The sequence below is a fragment of the Pedococcus sp. P2_D9 genome, assembly GCF_056404275.1.
Genome location: NZ_JBFUEI010000004.1, coordinates 1 through 17,262 on the forward strand (window position 1 = coordinate 1; position 17,262 = coordinate 17,262).

A 17,262-nucleotide genomic window follows, 5' to 3' on the forward strand; every position below is an offset into this window, starting at 1 on the left:
CCAGCCATCAGGACCTACGACGTCTGGGACCAGCTCGAGACCACTGCCCACAGGTCAACTGCATCCCCACCTTGGCGACCATGACCACGCCCCACAGCCCGCAACCCCGGCGGGCCCGCTGGCATGCCCGTCGGGCAAGGCCTCAGCCGGCTGGCGCACGCGGACACCCAGTCAGACGGCGGTGAGGGCCTCCATGGCCTTCTTGATCTCGCCGAGCCGGGTGGCGGCGACGGCCCGTGAGTCCCGCAACGACTCCGCACTCGCGACGGGCTCGATGACCTCGAGGTAGACCTTGAGCTTGGGCTCGGTGCCCGAGGGCCGCACGATGATCCGCGAGTTGTCCTTGAGGTAGTAGCGCAATCCGTCGGTCGGCGGGAGGGCCTCGCTGCCCACCGCGAGGTCGTCGGCCCGCGAGACGGGGATGCCTGCCACCTCCTCGGGTGGGTTGTCGCGGAGCCGGGTCATGACGGTGCCGATCAGAGACAGGTCCGCCACTCGCACGGCCAGCGCGTCCGTGGCGTGCACCCCGTGCTCGATCGCCAGGTCGTCGAGCAGGTCGGTCAGGGACCGCCCTTCCGACTTGAGGGTCGCGGTCATCTCGGCCACGACCAGGGCGGCGCTGACGCCGTCCTTGTCGCGCACGTGGGGCGGGTCGACGCAGTAGCCCAGCGCCTCCTCGTAGCCGTAGCGCAGCCCCTCCACACGGGAGATCCACTTGAAACCGGTCAGCGTCTCCTCGTGCCGCACCCCGGCCGCCTTGGCCATCGCCGCGAGGAGCCGCGACGACACGATCGAGTTCGCGAAGACTGCGTCGTCGTCGACGCCCCGGGCGAGGATGTGCGCCCCCAGCAGAACCCCGACCTCGTCGCCGCGCAGCATCCGCCAGCCGCCGGGACCGGGCACCGCCACGGCGCACCGGTCGGCGTCGGGGTCGTTCGCGATCACGACGTCCGGGCCCGTCTGCTCGGCCAGCTCGAGCGCGGCGTCCATCGCACCGGGCTCCTCCGGGTTGGGGAAGTGCACCGTCGGGAACATCGGGTCCGGCTCCGCCTGGCTGGCGACCGGGATCGGCGCGGCATACCCCGCCTGCACGAAGGCCTTGGCCACCGTCTCGGACCCGACACCGTGCAGTGCTGTGTGCACGACGGTGACGTCGCGCGGGGTGTCGGCGGCCACCACGGTGACGACATCCTCGAGGTAGGCGGCGAGCACGCCGTCTCCGAGGGTCTCCCACCCGTCCTTGGCCAGGGGGACGTCCGCGACCGCGGTGACGCGCGCGATCTGGGCGGCGATGCCGGCGTCGGACGGCGGCACGATCTGCGAAGCGTCCCCGAGGTAGACCTTGTAGCCGTTGTCCTCGGGCGGGTTGTGGCTGGCGGTCACCATCACGCCGGCGTCGGCCCCGAGAAAGCGGATCGCGTAGGCGAGCACCGGGGTCGGCAGCGGCGAGGGAAGGATCGCGGCGCGACCCCCCGCCCCGACCACGACGGCAGCGGTGTCGCGGGCGAAGACGTCGGAGTTCTTGCGGGCGTCGTAACCCACGACCACGAACGGTTCGGGCTTCAGGGCCTGGACGTATGCCGTGAGGCCGGCGGCCGCACGAATCACCACGGAGCGGTTCATCCGGTTGGGACCGGCGCCGAGGGCGCCACGAAGCCCGGCGGTGCCGAACTCGAGCATCCCCGAGAACCGGTCGGCGAGGTCGTCGACGGCGACCTGGTCGCCCTTCTTGGCCTTGGCGAGGACGTCGCCCAGCTCGACTCGGGTCTCGTGGTCGGGGTCGTCGTCGACCCAGGCCTGCGCGGCGTCGATCAGCTCCTGTGCGTGCGCCTCGGAAGCGGACGGGGCGGTGGCTCCGCGGCCGTGTCGCGCGGCATACGTCATGGTGGACGTCCTCTCTCAGATGGTGGCGACGACGGCGGCGAGCAGCTTGCCGCAGCGTTCGGCTGCGGCCTGGCCGGCTTCGATGACCTCCTCGTGGGACAAGGGCTGGTCACTGATCCCGGCGGCCAGGTTGGTGACCAGCGAGATGCCGAGGACCTCGAGCCCCGCCTGGCGGGCGGCGATCGCCTCCAGCGTGGTGGACATGCCGACGAGGTCGCCGCCCAGCACCTTGGCCATCTGCACCTCGGCAGGCGTCTCGTAGTGGGGCCCGCGGAACTGGACGTACACACCCTCGTCGAGGTCAGGATCGACGGCCCGGGCGAGGTCACGCAGCCGCGGCGAGTAGAGGTCGGTGAGGTCGACGAAGTTCGCGCCCTCGATCGGAGAGGTCGCCGTGAGGTTCAGGTGGTCGCGGATGAGCACCGGGGTGCCGGGAGCCCAGGCGGGGTTGAGTCCACCACAGCCGTTGGTCAGGACGATGGTCTTGCAGCCGGCTGCCGCCGCGGTGCGGACGGCGTGAACCACGGCCCGCACGCCCTTGCCCTCGTAGAAGTGGGTGCGGGTGCCGTAGACCAGCGCGCGGCGACCGGTGTCGGCGATCGCGACCGAGCGCATCGTGCCGCTGTGCCCGGCGACGGCGGCCTTGGCGAAGCCCGGGACGTCGGCGTTGTCGATCGTGGCGAGCGTCTCGCCGATGAGGTCGCCGGTCTGTCCCCAGCCCGAGCCGAGGACGAGCGCCACGTCGTGCCGAGCCGCGCCGCTGCGTTCGGCGATGACCGCTGCGGCGGCCCGGGCCACCTCGAACGGGTCCGTCGAGGGGTCTGCCAGGTCTGGATGGCCCGCGGACGGGCTGCGCTGCTCAGTCACGCTCGAAGACTACCGACGCTGCGAGGGGACGGCTCTTCGGATGGTTGGATAGGGCTCGTGAACGCGCCCAAAGCCTCCGTAGTGATCCTCGGCGGCGGCCCCGGTGGCTACGAGGCCGCGCTGGTGGCTGCCCACCTGGGTGCCACCGTGACGGTCGTCGAGCGAGACGGGGTCGGCGGCGCTGCGGTGCTGACCGACTGCGTGCCGTCCAAGACCCTCATCTCGACGGCCGACTTCATGAGCCAGTTCGAGACGGCGTCCGACCTCGGCGTGCACCTCGAGGACCACGAGGGCGACGAGGTCTCCGACTCGGTCGCCGAGCTGACGGCGGTGAACCGCCGGATCCTGGCCCTGGCCGCAGCGCAGTCCCGCGACATCGGCGCGCGGCTCGCGGGTGACGGCGTCACGGTGTTGTCCGGCACCGGCCGCCTGGTCGCTGCCGGCGAGGTGGTGGCAACGCTCGCCGACGGGACCACGGAGACCCTGACCGCAGACGTGGTGCTCATCTCCACCGGCGCGACGCCCCGCGTGGTCCCGACGGCCCAGCCCGACGGCGAACGCATCCTCACCTGGCAACAGATCTACACCCTGGCCGAGCTCCCCGAGCACCTGGTGGTCGTCGGGTCAGGTGTCACCGGTGCCGAGCTGGCCCAGGCCTACCTCGGGCTCGGGTCGCGCATCACCCTCGTGTCGTCGCGTGACCGGGTCCTCCCGGGCGAGGACGCGGACGCGGCCGCGGTGATCGAGGATGTGTTCCGCAAGAGGGGCATGGACGTGCTCGGGCGCTCGCGGATGGCGTCGGTGTCCCGGACCGCGTCCGGCGTGGTGGTCCGGCTCGAGGACGGCCGAGAGGTCGAGGGCAGCCACGCGCTGCTCGCGGTCGGTTCGGTCCCGCAGACCTCCGACATCGGCCTCGAGGAGGTCGGCGTGGCCGTGAGCGAGTCGGGGCACGTGGTCGTCGACAAGGTCTCCCGCACCTCCGTGCGAGGGGTGTATGCCGCGGGCGACTGCACCGGGGTGCTGCCCCTCGCGTCGGTGGCCGCCATGCAGGGCCGGATCGCCATGGCGCACGCCCTGGGTGACGCGGTGGCCCCGCTCAACCTGCGGGCCGTGTCGGCCAACATCTTCACCGACCCCGAGATCGCCACGGTGGGGTTTTCCCAGAAGGACCTCGACGAGGGCACCGTCGACGCGACGTCGGTGATGCTCCCACTGGCCACCAACCCGCGCGCCAAGATGCAGGGCATCACCGACGGCTTCGTCAAGCTGTTCGCCCGCAAGGGCGGCGGCACGGTCGTGGGCGGCGTGGTGGTCGCTCCTCGCGCGTCGGAGCTCATCTACCCGGTGACCCTGGCTGTGCAGCACGGGCTGACCGTCGACCAGCTGGCCGGCACCTTCACGGTCTACCCGTCGCTGTCCGGATCCGTGGCGGAGGCGGCTCGCCAGCTGCACCAACGCGACTGACCTCCGACTGACCTCCGACTGACCTCACGCGTCGCGCCTCGTCCGGCCGTTCCCCCACGTTCGTGGGTAGTGTCCGGGGTGAGGGTGTTGCGATGCGCCGACCACGACGCGTCGACACTGAAGTTCCCGAGAGAGGGGCGTGGGCATGGCAGGCGGATGGCTGGACAAGATCAAGGACCTCGCCAAGGGCAATCCGCAGCAGGCGGACTCGGCCATCGACAAGGTCGAAGACCTCATCGACAAGCAGACCGGAGGCAAGTACGCCGACCAGGTCGACAAGGGTGGTGACGCCCTGCGTGACCAGCTGGGCCTGCCGGAGCAGACCCCGGAGCCCGCGCCCGAGCCGGATCCCGAGCCGGCGCCCGCCCCCACCCCGGAGCCGGAGCCCGCGTCTGTGCCAGAGCCGGCGCCTGAGCCCTCGCCCGAGCCGGCGCCTGAGACTGTGCCCGAGACTGTGCCCGAGCCGACGCCGGCTCCCAACCCGGCGCCGTCCACCGGCGACCCTCAGGAACCTGCTTCCGGAGACGGCCCCCTGACGCCGGGGGAGCCGCAGCAGCCTGGGCAGCCCGGTGGCCCGCTCGATCCCTCGCAGGTTCCCGACAGCGGACCGGTGCAGGTCCCCAGCGACGAGCCCGGCACCGGCAACATCCCCGAACCCGGCCCCGACGTCGAGACCGACACGGGCGACGGCGGCACCAAGGAGCTCCCGCCCTTCGGGCGGAGCTGAGCGAACCGGCATACGACAGCGGCGCCGTCTCCCGGCTGGGAGGTGGCGCCGCTCCGGGTTTCTGGGCAGTGCTGGGTATGCCGGGTGGTCAGTCCTTGATCTCGGCGATGACGGCGCCGTTGGTCACGGTCTGGCCGACCTCGGCGACGAGGCCGGTGATGGTGCCGGCCTTGTGGGCGTTGATCGGCTGCTCCATCTTCATCGCCTCGAGCACGACGACGAGCTCGCCGGCGGCGACCTCCTGGCCTTCCTCGACGGCGATCTTGACGATGGTGCCCTGCATGGGGGCGGTGAGGGAGTCGCCGGACGCGGCGGCGCCGGTCTTGGACCCGCCGGAGCGGCGCGGGGCCTTCTTCTTCGCCGCGCTGGAGCCGCCACCGAGCGACAGGCCGCCGGGCAGGACGACCTCCAGGCGCTTGCCGCCGACCTCGACGACGACGCTCTGACGCTCGCCGTCCTCCTCGGGGGCCTGCGCCACGGTGCCGGAGTAGGCCTCGATCTGGTTGTCGAACTCGGTCTCGATCCAGCGGGTGTGCACCGAGAACGGCTTGTCGCCCTCGGGGGCGAAGGCGGGGTCGGACACGATGACGCGGTGGAACGGCAGGACCGTCGGCATGCCGTCGACGGTGAACTCGGCCAGCGCGCGCCGCGACCGCTCGAGCGCCTGGTGCCGGTCGTGACCGGTCACGATGAGCTTGGCCAGCATCGAGTCGAACGCGCCGCCGATGACGTCGCCGGCGACGACGCCGGAGTCCAGGCGCACGCCGGGGCCCGACGGCGGCTCGAAGACCGTCACGACACCGGGGGCCGGCAGGAAGCCTCGACCGGCGTCCTCGCCGTTGATGCGGAACTCGAACGAGTGACCGGTCGGTGCGGGGTCGTCGTAGCCGAGCTCCTCGCCGTTGGCGATGCGGAACTGCTCGCGGACCAGGTCGATGCCGGTGACCTCCTCGGTGACCGGGTGCTCGACCTGGAGGCGGGTGTTGACCTCGAGGAAGGAAATGGTGCCGTCCTGGCCGACGAGGAACTCGCAGGTCCCGGCGCCGGTGTAGCCGGCCTCGGTGAGGATCGCCTTGGAGGCGCGAACCAGCTCGGCGTTCTGCTCATCGGACAGGAACGGCGCGGGGGCCTCCTCGACGAGCTTCTGGTGACGGCGCTGCAACGAGCAGTCGCGGGTCGAGACGACGACGACGTTGCCGTGGGTGTCGGCCAGGCACTGGGTCTCGACGTGGCGCGGCTTGTCGAGGTAGCGCTCGACGAAGCACTCGCCGCGACCGAACGCCGCGACGGCCTCACGGGTGGCGGAGTCGAACAGCTCGGGGATCTCCTCGATGGTGCGCGCGACCTTGAGGCCGCGACCGCCACCACCGAAGGCCGCCTTGATGGCCACGGGCAGGCCGTGCTCCTTGGCGAAGGCGACGATCTCGTCTGCGGTGTCCACCGGGTCGGCGGTGCCGGGCACGAGGGGGGCGTTGGCGCGGGCGGCGATGTGGCGGGCCTTGACCTTGTCGCCGAGGGAGTCGATCGCCTCGGGGGAGGGGCCGATCCACCGCAGCCCGGCGTCCATGACGGCCTGGGCGAAGGAGGCGTTCTCGGCGAGGAAGCCGTAGCCCGGGTGGACGGCGTCGGCACCGGCCTTGCGCGCCACCGCGAGCAGCTTCTCCTGCACGAGGTAGGAGTCGCCGGGGGTGGTGCCCCCGAGCGCGTAGGCCTCGTCCGCGACCTTGACGTGCAGGGCGTCGCGGTCCGGATCGGCATACACGGCAACGGAACCGATGCCACTGTCCGCGCACGCGCGGGCGATGCGCACGGCGATCTCGCCACGGTTGGCAATGAGGACCTTGGAGATCGGCTTCGTCGTCGACTCGGAAATGGGCGCCATGCGCGGGAGCCTAGCCCGTTTCCGCGACGGTACTGCCACCCTGCGGGTGTGGTCTCGCCCACCCGTGGGGCGGCCCTGTCAGCACTCGGCCGGCTCAGCTGAGGACGCCACCCACCTTCGACCAGGTGTAGTGACCGCCGCGGCCGTCATAGGCGTACAGGGCGTTGTCGGTCCCGCGGCCGAGCACGACGTAGCTCGTCGCGGAGCGGCTGGTGACGGCGGGCGCGCCGCTCAGCAGCCCACCGATGGCTGTGGCGAAGCTGCCCTGGGTGATCACCGGCGTCTGGCCGTTCCGGCTGACCATGACGGGCGTGGGGCCCTGTGCCAAGGTCGGCCCGGACCACGTCAGCCGACCGAGGTTGGTGAACCCGCCCGCGACTCCTGTCGCGGACAGCACGACGCGGAAGATCTGCCCGTTGGTGCCACGGACGACCACCGAGACGGTCCCGGCGGCACGGTCCGCGCTCGCGGCGGGCGCGGCGGACAACACGCCGCCGACCTGGGTCCACGGGGTCCAGCGAGCGCCGTCCCACCGGATCCGCGACAGCGCATCTCCGGTCGTGCGGGCGACGATGTCGATCGTGCCGGTGCTCAGGGAGGCAGCCGAGGGAGCGCTGGTCAGCGCGCCGCCGACGTCCTCCCACGCGTGGTAGGCGCCGCCGGTGGAGTACGTGTGCAGGAGGTGGCCGTTGCTGCCCCTGGCGAAGAGGTCGACCCGTGAACCACCCCAGGTCACGGCCGCCGGGGCCGAGGCGATCGTGCCGGGAATGAACCGGAAACCGCTGAAGGCGCCACCGGCTGCGGACTGGGTCGTGTACCAGACACGGTTGTCCGTGCCACGCACGAAGGCGGTCACCGCTGACCCGCGAAGCACCGTCGCGACCCCGCTGGGCGAGATGTCGAGGCCGGGGGACCACCGCGGCAATGCGGGGGCGACCGGGTCGACCCGTGAGATGCGGTCGTTCCCGCCGCCGTTGCTGGTGCTGACGTAGACCGCGCCGCCGGCGGCACTCTGGACGGTGCGGATCCGGCCGATCGTGTCATCGAGCTTGCTCAGCTGCTCGTTGCCGATCACGCGCCCGTCCGGCGTCAGGGAGAGGACCCGGACACCCTGGTTCTTCAGCTCCGCGACCGCGAGCGCGCCTTCCCACCGACCCCAGGCCGCCCCGGCGAGGAAGGTGGCTCCGCTCGTGGCGACCGTCGGGCTGCCGGACCGCCACTTCGCGCGAATCGCCGCGGGGTACGTGACGGTGTCGGTCATCGGGACCGACTGGTCGTAGTTGTGCGTGGCGCCGTCCGGGTCCCAGCCGTAGTTGCCGCCGCTGCTCAGCAGGTTGACCTCGTCGTCGACGGTCGGCCCGTGCTCGGCGCTCCACATCTGGGAGGTGCCCGGGCGCAGCGCCAGGCCCTGCACGTTGCGGTGTCCGTACGTGTAGATGAACCGCGCATTGCCGCCCTCGCTGTAGAACGGGTTGTTCGTGGGCGCGGTGCCGTCCCTGTTGACCCGCAACGTCTTGCCTCCCAAGGACGCCAGGCTCTGAGGGGCCGGCCCGGTGACCGCGTCACCCGTGCCGACGTGGAGGGTGCCGTCCGGCGCGTTGCGCAGCCGGCACCCGCCGTGCTGCCCCGTCGTGATGGGTATGCCGGTCAGCACGGGGGAGCCGCTGCGAGTCGCCGACGTTCCGTCGGCATCTAGGAGCCAGCGCAGCACGCGGATGTCCACCGCGGACGTGCCGGCCCCCTTGGAGGCCTGGCAGGTGTAGTAGAGGCGGTTGCTCGCGAACGAGGGATCCAAGGTGAGCCCCATCAGCCCGGACTCCGATCCGACGAACAGGTCCGACTGGTCGGTGGCCACGGTCTGCACCGAGCCGTTCGTGCGCCGCAGCCTCGTGGCGCCGCCTCGCTCGGTGAACAGCACCGACCCGTCGGGGAGCACGGCCAGGTCCCAAGGGAGGGTGAGCCCGGTGGTCAGGGTGGTCACCTGGACGCCTGGCGCGGGTTCTGCGGCTGCCGCGACCTGCGGTGCCACCGTGGGGGTGACCCGGCAGGCCGTTGACGCGAGTCCCGCACACACTCGCACGGCGACCCTGCGGACTGCGTCCTTGCGCACCGCAACCGAACGCGCCGCAACCGAACGTGCCGCGACCGGACGAACCGCAACCGAACGTACAGAGTCCATGCTGGGGACGGTACCCCCGCCGCACGACCTCGGCCTGTTGTCAGGAGGCGCTTCGCGGCGCCATAGGGTGGCGCCATGAGCGGTGACGACGCACGGGCGGTGCGGGAGATCGAAGAGGGTGTGCAGCGGGACTTCTCGGCTGCGATGTCCTACGGCGACTACCTGGGACTGGACCAGCTCCTCACGGCGCAGCACCCGCGGAGCGAGCCGGCGCAGCACGACGAGCTGCTCTTCATCATCCAGCACCAGACCTCCGAGCTGTGGCTCAAGCTGATGCTGCACGAGCTGCGCTCAGCCCGGGCCCTGCTCACCACCGACGACCTGGCGCCCGCCCTCAAGCGGCTGGCGCGGGTCAAGCGCATCCAGGAGATCCTCACCGACCAGTGGTCGGTGCTCGCCACCCTGACGCCGAGTGAGTACGCCGAGATCAGGCCCTTCCTGGCGACCAGCTCGGGCTTCCAGTCCTGGCAGTACCGCGCCGTCGAGTTCCTGCTCGGCAACAAGAACGCCGACATGGTCACGGTTTTCGAGCACGACCCGGTGGCGCGCGACCTGCTCGCCGAGCTGCTGGTCGAGCCGAGCCTCTACGACGAGTTCCTGCGCTACCTCGCCCGCCGCGGGTATGCCGTGCCCTCCGAGCAGCTCGAGCGCGACTTCACCCAGCCCTATCGGGAGAACGACGAGCTCGTCGACACGTTCGCATCGGTCTATGCCAGCCCGAGCGAGCACTGGGGCGTCTACGAGACCTGCGAGGAGCTCGTCGACCTCGAGGACAACTTCCAGCAGTGGCGGTTCCGGCACCTGCAGGTGGTCACCCGCACCATCGGCCACAAGAAGGGCACCGGCGGCTCGTCCGGCGTCGACTTCCTGCGCCGTGCCCTCGACCTGACCTTCTTCCCCGAGCTGTACTCGGTGCGCTCCCGCGTCTGACTGCTGGCGGGCCGCCTCGTCGACCCTTCGCCACACACCGACCTGCCGCGTGTCGGGTCTCGAAGGGCTCTGGATCCCCTGCTCAGGTCTTCCGCAGGAGCAGCCCGTCCACCTGGACCGACCTCCCCTTCGTGGTCGCGCGCAGGGTCACCGTTCCCGAGCGTGCCGACGTCAGCACCGGCAGGGACTTCGTCTGCTTGGTCTTCGTCGTCGAGGACCAGAGGCTCACCGTCCCGATCCGGGTCGAGCCGACGTACACCTCCACAGAGCCACAGGTGGAGCAGGTCGTCGCCACCACGGCGACCCGCCGGAAGGCGCCCGCGGACCGGGTCAGCTTCGCACCCACCGTCGTCGTCCGGGTCAGCGTTTCGGCGTATGCCGTGGACGACGCCGCGCGCGTCCATCCCGAGGTCGTGGTCGACAGGGAGCGGTCGTCGAGCGGACGTGCTGTGCATCGGTCGGTCGACCATGCGGACGTGTTTCCGACCTTGTCGCGGGCTCGCGCCGAGAAGCAGTACTCGTAGCCCGCTTTCGGCGTCACGACCTGGCTGGTCGCTGTCACCTTCGTCCACACCGTCGGCTGGCTCCACGCCGAGAAGGAGGAGGCGGAGCTCGAGGCGGAGCGGTAGCGGACGTCGTAGCTCGCGACCCCGCTCGCGTCCGTGGCGGCGTACCGGACCGCGAAGGTCCCGGTGAGGACCAGGGCGGGCAGGGCCGTCACGGAGACGGTGGGCGCTGCCGTGTCGACGATCCAGCGGTAGGAGGCGGTCGACGTGTGGCCGTGCGGGTCCGTGGCCGTCACCGTGAGGGTGTGCGTCCCCGCGGCAAGCGTGCCGGCATACCCGCTGGCGCACCGCGGCACCGCCTTTCCGTCCACCGAGCAGGCAACGGTGATGCCGCCGACCGGCACGGTGTCGTCGGTGACCCGAACGGGGATCCGTGCGGAGCCGGACGTCTTCACTGGCGCCGCGGGGAAGCTGATCGACGGCGCGGCCGTGTCGAGCCTGCGCCACGCGACCGCTGAGATGTCGTTGGTGTGCGCGGGGTTGATCGTCGTGAGGCGCTCGGCCAGAGGAGCGTTCGGACGCCACAACAGCACGTTCTGCCCCGAGTAGGGCTGGTAGGTGGGCACGACGAGGGCGTCGCCGCCGGGGGACCACACCGGCCGGTCGTAGATGGTGTAGACGTCGGAGGCCCTGGCGACCTCCTGGCGCACCCCACCTGCCGTCGGCACGGTCCAGACGTGGTCGTAACCGGAGTCGTCGGTGGTGACGAAGGCGAGGCGGTCGCCCAGCGGGGAGACGGCGGGCCAGGAGCCCAGCTCGGTGCCGGTGACGGGAGTGCGCTTGCCCGTGGAGTCCAGGGAGAGCACGCCCCCCACCGTCACGTCGGTGACGAGGAGGCGGCTGGTGTCGGGTAGGAACGTCGGCTCCACCGTCAGACCGGCGCCCGGGAAGGCCGCCGGCACCGCACCCGTGCCCGTGCCGACGCACCACACGGCCACGGTCGTCGTGGTGAGCCGCGAGTAGCAGACCTTGGAGCCGTCCGGACTCCACGTCGGGTCGAGCTCGTCGGCCGTGGAGCTGTCCACGAGCACCCGAGGGGACGGGCTACCGACGAGCGACCTGACCCAGAGGCCGGCGTCACCCGTCTCGTCGTACACCACATAGGTCAGTGAGCGGCCGTCCGGCGAGACGACCGGCAGGTCGGTGTCCTGGCCGGTGCCCAGGGCGTACGGCCGTCCCGTGGCAACGGGTGCCGACCAGAGGTCGCCGGTGGGGGAGGAGTCCTGGGTCGATGCGACGACGAGCTCCTCGTCCGGGGCGACGAGGGTGGCGATGTCGGCGTCGTTGCTGGGCGTGCTGCCGTACTGGTTCGTCGCGACGAGGCGGTACCGGTACGTGGTGCCAGGGACAACCGTCGTGTCGACCCAGGAGAAGGTGTCGGCCGGCAGCTGCGCCATCGCGACGAAAGCGCCATCGCCGGTGGCGCGCTCGACGGCAATGCCCGTCAGGGGTGACAGTCCGTCGCCGCCGACGTCCCAGTGGACGAGCGCTCGGTCCAGAAGCCCGCTCACGTCGGGACGCCACGACCCGGGCGCACCGGATGCGAGGCCCGAGACCACGAGCTCCTGGGAGCCCACTGGCGTTCCGACGGGCACGACGACCGGGACGTTGTCGACGTTCCCGGTCGCGTGGGGGCGGAAGACGACGTCGACCATGCAGCTGGCCTGCGGGTCGAGCGAAGCCGGGCAGTCGGAGTCCGTGACGAACTCGCCTGCCCCCGTGCCCGACAGGTGCGGAGCGCCCACGGAGGTCGTGACGCTGCCGACGTTCTGGACCCGGACCTGGAGCGGCGTCGAGGACTCACCCACGACGGCTTCGAGGAGCCTGGTGGCGCTGCTCACCGGCGAGACCTGGACCGCGCGGTACGACGCGTCCGAGCCCACGCGAAGCTGGAGCTCGAGCGGTGCAGTGCCGCAGGTGGCGTGCACGTCGGCGTGCAGGCGGTCGACCGTCCCGTCGGCCCGCACCCACGCCTCGCGCACGTCCACGGTGCCCGTCGGGGTCGAGCAGCCCGACGGGACCGTCGAGAGGTTCAGGGGGTATGTCGTGTCGGCAGCCAGCGGGTAGGTGCCGGGTCCGGGGTAGCGCGGCAGGTCGAGAGAGGAGTTGCCCGCGATGAGGGTCGTCGCGTAGGCGTTCGAGACCGGCGCCCTGGACGTGACCGTCCCCCCGGCCATCGTGTCGACCACCGTGACGGCCATCAGGCCCTCCACCACGACGGCGGACCGCCCGGTGGGGGTGGGCAGGTCGGGCAGGTCCGGGCGGGCGACCGCGACGGGCTGGCCGGCGACCTCGCCGGCCAGGTTCACGGCGGCAACCGTGTAGGTGGCGCGCTCCGCCTTGGCGAGCGTGGTGTCGACGAAGGCCGGGCTGGAGACCTCCGCAACGACGACGGGCTCGGCGCCGTCCACGCGGCGCACTCGCCACTTCTCGGGCGGTGGGCTGGTCGAGTCGGTCGACCAGCGCAGGCGCACCCCGTCATACCCGGCGTCGGCCACGACGTTCGTGGGGGCGAGTGGAGGGTAGACGACCTCGGCAACGGACACGCCCACCCGGAGCAGGCCGGTGTAGAGGGTCGAGGCCGGGATGGCGAGCCACGCGGGATAGCCCCCACCGGGGATGCCGTCGTCGACGTACTCGACCGTGAGGGTGCACTGCGCGCCCGCCGCGAGGGTCTGCCCGGAGCAGGTGTCGGTGCCCGCGACGACCTCGAGGCGAGGCTGGTCGGCGGCCACCGTGGCCGGGGTCGCGTCGCCCAGGGGGAGTGGCTCGGTGCCGGTGTTGCGCAGGGTCATGAGCCGGGCCGACCGCGACCCTGCGGTGACCCTCCCCAGCTTCACGGCCGCCGAGGCGCCGGAGGTGTAGCCGCGCGTACTGGCGACCCGCACGATGCCGGAGAGCGTGCCACCGCCTGAGCAGGACATCTGGTACGACGCAGACAGGCTCGTGAGGACTCCGTCTGCGGCGTACTCGACGTCCTCCACCTCGAGCCGGCCGGGGGCCGAGCTCAGGGTGGTGCAGAAGCTCGGTGGCGACACCACCCGGACGACCGGCTGGGTTCTCGTCCCGCCCGGGAGGTAGCTCGTGGGACGGAACGAACCCACCGTGAGGCGGCCCGTCGAGTCCGGGATCACCTCGATCCCCGGTCCGGTCCGGGCATCGGTGGGCCGCGTCAGTCGCACCCCGCCGGGGGTCGCAGTGGCCGAGACCACTGGCGCGTTCCCGCGCAGCGAGTCGTACAAGGCCTGCGAAGTGTCCGGTCCGTAGTACGACGAGTCGTTGACGTGGTCGACGACGAGGGCGTCGCGCACGACCGGGTCCTCCGCGTGCGCCGTCGCAGGCACGCCGACCCACGTCCCCGCCACCGCCACGGCCGTCACGACCGCCCGGGCCGCCAGCCGCGTGGCCCTGTCCCCTATTCGCATGCGCGCCGTTCCCGTCCACCATCCCCAACCGCCCGGATCGGAGCGGCCGGGGAACCATATCCCGGGCCGGTGCGTGGTCGAGGACGAATCGGTCGGATCCGGACCTTCGGACGCCAGAAGGCTAGGGCGCGAGCCAGCCTTCGGGGCCGCTCGACCCCGCGGCATACGTCTCCAACGGCACCTTGTCGTCCGCCCACGCCTTGATGACCGGTGCCATCACCCGCCAGCACTCCTCCGCGGCATCGCCGCGCACCGTCAGCAGCTGGCTGCCGTCGAAGATCTGCGCCAGCACCTCCCCGTAGGGCTGCATGCGGGGTGCGGCGAGGCCGGCCGTCAGGGTCTTCTGCTCGAGGTCGACCGGGTCGCCCTCGGCGTTCATGGTCACAGTGAGCGATACGGCGCCGGGCTTGAGGTCGATGGTCAGCAGGTCCCCGTCGGAGCCGCCGGTGAAGCCGGTCGGCAGGTGCGGGACGTCGCGGAAGTGGGCCACGATCTGCTTGCGCGGCGCGCCCATGGCCTTGCCACTGCGCAGCACGAACGGCACCCCGGCCCACCGCTGGTTGGCGACCTCGAGGGTGACCTGCGCGAGCGTCTCGGTGGACCGCTTCGGGTCGACGCCCTCCTCCTTGGCGTAGTCCGGCACCGTCCGGCGGCCGAGCTTTCCCTCGGTGTAGCGCGCCCGCCGCGAGGACCGCTTGGGTGAGCCGCCCCAGATCCTCGTGGCGCGCAGCACCTGGGCCTTCTGGTCCTGGAGCTCACGGGCGTCGAGGGCGGCGATGGACTCCATCGCGAAGAGCGCGAGCACCTGGAGCAGGTGGCTCTGCAGCATGTCCTTGAGCGCCCCGGCGCCGTCGTAGTACCCGGCCCGCCCTTCGAGAGCAAGGTCCTCGTCGTAGACGATCTCGACCCGCTCGATGTGTTCGGCACTCCAGATCGGGGCCAGCACGCGGTTGGCGAACCGAAGGCCAACGAGGTTGAAAACTGTTGCGACACCTAGGAAGTGGTCGATGCGAAAGATGTCCTCCTCCGGCACCACCTTGTGCAGGAGGGCGTTGAAGTGCACTGCTGACGCGTGGTCGGTGCCGAACGGCTTCTCCAGGGCGAGCCGCGTGACCTCGGGCAGCTCGACGTGCCGGAGCAGCTCACAGACCTTCATGGTCACCTGAGGAGGCAGCGCGAAGAAGATGACCAGGGGGCCCGCACCGCAGCCGGCCACCAGCTCGCGCAGCGCCGCCTCGTCGAGCAGGTCGGTCTTGACGTATGCCGTGTGCTTCGTGACCGCGCCGGTCACTGTCGCCGGTGGCTTGGCCTCGGCGAACGACTCCTTGACGCGGGCCTTCCACTGGGCGGCGGTGACGTCGACGCGGTCGGCGCCGACGACCCTGACCCGACGCTCGGGCTCGACCACCAGCAGGCTGGCCAGCCCAGGCAGGAGCAACCGCCTGGTCAGGTCGCCCCCTGCGCCGAGGATGAGCAGGGTCGTCTCCGGTGCAGTCGCCATGCCGTGCAGCATTACACGGCAGGGGGATCAGGTCGCCATGGGTCGCGCGGGGAGCACTCGACCCGGCCACCCGGCATACTCGCACAGCATGAGCACCCACGAGGGCGCGCCGGACCGCGCGGCGGCTCCGCGGGTCATCCACACCGCGCAGGCCCTGGTCGACGAGGTGGTCGTGGTCGAGGCGCTGCCGGTGCGTGGCGGCAACGCGGTGGCGCAGTCCTATGCGCGGTATGCCGGGGGAGCGGTCAACATCCTCGTGGCCGCGGCGCGTTCGGGGGCCCGGGCTGTGCTGGCCGGAGCGGTGGGGACGGGCGCCAACGGCGACCTGGTCCGGTCTGCGCTCGCGGCCGAGGGCGTCACCGTGAGCAGCCCGCCTGTCACCGACCTCGACACCGGGATCTGCTTCGTGATGGTTGAGCCGAGTGCGGAACGCACCTTCGTGACGACCCAGGGCGCCGAGCGCCGGATCAGCGTCGAGTCGCTGCAGACCTCGTCCCCGGTGACCGGGGACCTGGTCTGCGTGAGTGGCTTCTCGCTCGTGGGTCGCACGAGGGACCCGCTGGTGGAGTGGCTGGAAGGACTGGCGACGAGTGTCGTCGTGGTCCTCGACCCGGGCGCTGCCTTCGCCGACCTGCCCGACGAGCTGCAACAGCACGTCCTCGCCCGCACGAACGTGTGGACCAGCAACGCGGAGGAGGCCGAGCAGCTCACGGGGCACGCCGATCCCGCGGCTTCGGTGGAGGCGCTCACCGGGCGTCTGCCCGCGGGTGCCGTCGCCATCGTGCGCGACGGGCCCAAGGGGTGCCACCTGCGCGAAGGGGGGCACACGGCATACCTGCCGGGCTATCCGCAGGAGGCGGTCGACACCAACGGCGCGGGAGACACCCACACCGGCGTGCTCGTCGCCTGCCGCACCGCAGGCCTGGAGTGGGAGACGGCGGCGAAGCGGGCCAACGCGGCAGGGGCGATCAAGGTGACCCGCCGTGGCCCGGCGACCGCGCCGACGGCTGCCGAGATCGACGAGTTCCTCGCCCTCCAGGATCGGTAGGCGGACACCGGGTCGAGCCGGCGGCTAGCGCCAGGCGGCGGCGACCTCGACCGCTGCCAGCGCTGATGCGCCGGCGCAGACGAGGAGGAACGTGCCGTTCCAGACGGCTCGCGGCACGTGGGTGAGCGACGCGAGGACCGCCGGGTCGCTCGAGTGGGCACGTGTCCGCAGCACGGCGCCGAGGTGTCGCCAGGCCCCGACCAGCAGCACGATGCCGGACCCCACGAGGACCTGGGCCTGCACCGCGTCGTCGCGCCACCACCACAGCGCAGCCGTGGCGCCCAACGCGGCCAGCATCACCACCGCAGTGAGCAGTGAGCGCACCCGGACGAGCGCGACCAGCAGCACGACGCCGACCAGCGTGACGGCCGGGGCCGCCCACCCGCGACCCGCGGTCCAGACCAGCGCCGCACCCACCACGGCCGGCGCGGGATAGCCGGCCCACGTCGAGAGCACCCGACCGAGACCGCGCGACGGACCGACGGTGACCGCGTGCCCGGACATGTCGCCGCGCAGCACGAACCCGGTGAAGCGGCGGCCGACGGCAAGGCCCACCATGGCGTGACCGAGCTCGTGGACCAGGGTCACCGCGAGCCGCAGGACCTGCCAGACGGCGGGTACTGCCACCACGAGGAGGGCTGCCACCAGGGCGACGGTCACGGCGGGAGCGCTCAGGGCGACGTCACCCGTCGCGGGCTCGATCCGGCCACGCACCTGTTCCCAGTCCACGGCGGCGAACCTAGCCGACGTCGCTGTGCGCGAAGGGTGGGGCCCTCCTGGTGCGGGAGC

11 protein-coding genes are annotated in these 17,262 nt (G+C 71.7%); 4 read left to right on the plus strand and 7 right to left on the minus strand.

Annotated features, from left to right (window positions below):
- Window positions 1-171 precede the first annotated feature (171 nt).
- Both AC1DXJ_RS07530 and AC1DXJ_RS07535 read right to left on the minus strand, forming a co-directional pair.
- A complete protein-coding gene (locus tag AC1DXJ_RS07530; protein WP_477636738.1) occupies window positions 172-1,884 on the minus strand; it encodes a phospho-sugar mutase in 1,713 nt (570 codons plus the stop codon).
- Between the two features lie 15 nt (window positions 1,885-1,899).
- On the minus strand, window positions 1,900-2,751 hold the full coding sequence (locus tag AC1DXJ_RS07535; protein ID WP_477624887.1) for a purine-nucleoside phosphorylase: 852 nt from the start codon (window positions 2,749-2,751) through the stop codon (window positions 1,900-1,902).
- Between the two features lie 57 nt (window positions 2,752-2,808).
- On the opposite strand from AC1DXJ_RS07535, the gene AC1DXJ_RS07540 reads away from it, so the two are divergent.
- Window positions 2,809-4,215, plus strand: a complete 1,407-nt coding sequence (locus tag AC1DXJ_RS07540; RefSeq protein ID WP_477636739.1) for an NAD(P)H-quinone dehydrogenase — start codon at window positions 2,809-2,811, stop codon at window positions 4,213-4,215.
- A 145-nt stretch (window positions 4,216-4,360) separates the two neighbouring features.
- A complete protein-coding gene (locus tag AC1DXJ_RS07545; protein WP_477636740.1) occupies window positions 4,361-4,942 on the plus strand; it encodes an antitoxin in 582 nt (193 codons plus the stop codon).
- Between the two features lie 88 nt (window positions 4,943-5,030).
- On the opposite strand, the gene AC1DXJ_RS07550 is transcribed toward AC1DXJ_RS07545, so the two are convergent.
- Together AC1DXJ_RS07550 and AC1DXJ_RS07555 are read right to left on the minus strand one after the other, a co-directional pair.
- On the minus strand, window positions 5,031-6,824 hold the full coding sequence (locus AC1DXJ_RS07550; protein ID WP_477636741.1) for an acetyl/propionyl/methylcrotonyl-CoA carboxylase subunit alpha: 1,794 nt from the start codon (window positions 6,822-6,824) through the stop codon (window positions 5,031-5,033).
- A gap of 94 nt (window positions 6,825-6,918) precedes the next feature.
- Window positions 6,919-8,805, minus strand: a complete 1,887-nt coding sequence (locus tag AC1DXJ_RS07555) for a PQQ-dependent sugar dehydrogenase (protein ID WP_477636742.1) — start codon at window positions 8,803-8,805, stop codon at window positions 6,919-6,921.
- Between the two features lie 273 nt (window positions 8,806-9,078).
- Between AC1DXJ_RS07555 and kynA the strand changes: the two genes are divergently transcribed.
- Window positions 9,079-9,933 (plus strand): tryptophan 2,3-dioxygenase, encoded by an 855-nt coding sequence (gene kynA, locus AC1DXJ_RS07560; protein ID WP_477636743.1) that lies wholly within the window; start codon window positions 9,079-9,081, stop codon window positions 9,931-9,933.
- An 82-nt stretch (window positions 9,934-10,015) separates the two neighbouring features.
- Here the strand turns inward: kynA and AC1DXJ_RS07565 are convergent, their stop codons facing one another.
- Together AC1DXJ_RS07565 and AC1DXJ_RS07570 are read right to left on the minus strand one after the other, a co-directional pair.
- Window positions 10,016-13,924 (minus strand): hypothetical protein, encoded by a 3,909-nt coding sequence (locus AC1DXJ_RS07565; RefSeq protein WP_477636744.1) that lies wholly within the window; start codon window positions 13,922-13,924, stop codon window positions 10,016-10,018.
- Between the two features lie 121 nt (window positions 13,925-14,045).
- Window positions 14,046-15,425, minus strand: a complete 1,380-nt coding sequence (locus tag AC1DXJ_RS07570) for a glucose-6-phosphate dehydrogenase (protein ID WP_477632466.1) — start codon at window positions 15,423-15,425, stop codon at window positions 14,046-14,048.
- An 88-nt stretch (window positions 15,426-15,513) separates the two neighbouring features.
- On the opposite strand from AC1DXJ_RS07570, the gene AC1DXJ_RS07575 reads away from it, so the two are divergent.
- Window positions 15,514-16,473 (plus strand): PfkB family carbohydrate kinase, encoded by a 960-nt coding sequence (locus AC1DXJ_RS07575; protein WP_477636745.1) that lies wholly within the window; start codon window positions 15,514-15,516, stop codon window positions 16,471-16,473.
- Window positions 16,474-16,497: 24 nt separating this feature from the next.
- Here the strand turns inward: AC1DXJ_RS07575 and AC1DXJ_RS07580 are convergent, their stop codons facing one another.
- Entirely contained in the window at window positions 16,498-17,202 is a 705-nt protein-coding gene (locus tag AC1DXJ_RS07580; protein ID WP_477636746.1) for a M50 family metallopeptidase, read from the minus strand.
- Window positions 17,203-17,262 lie beyond the last annotated feature (60 nt).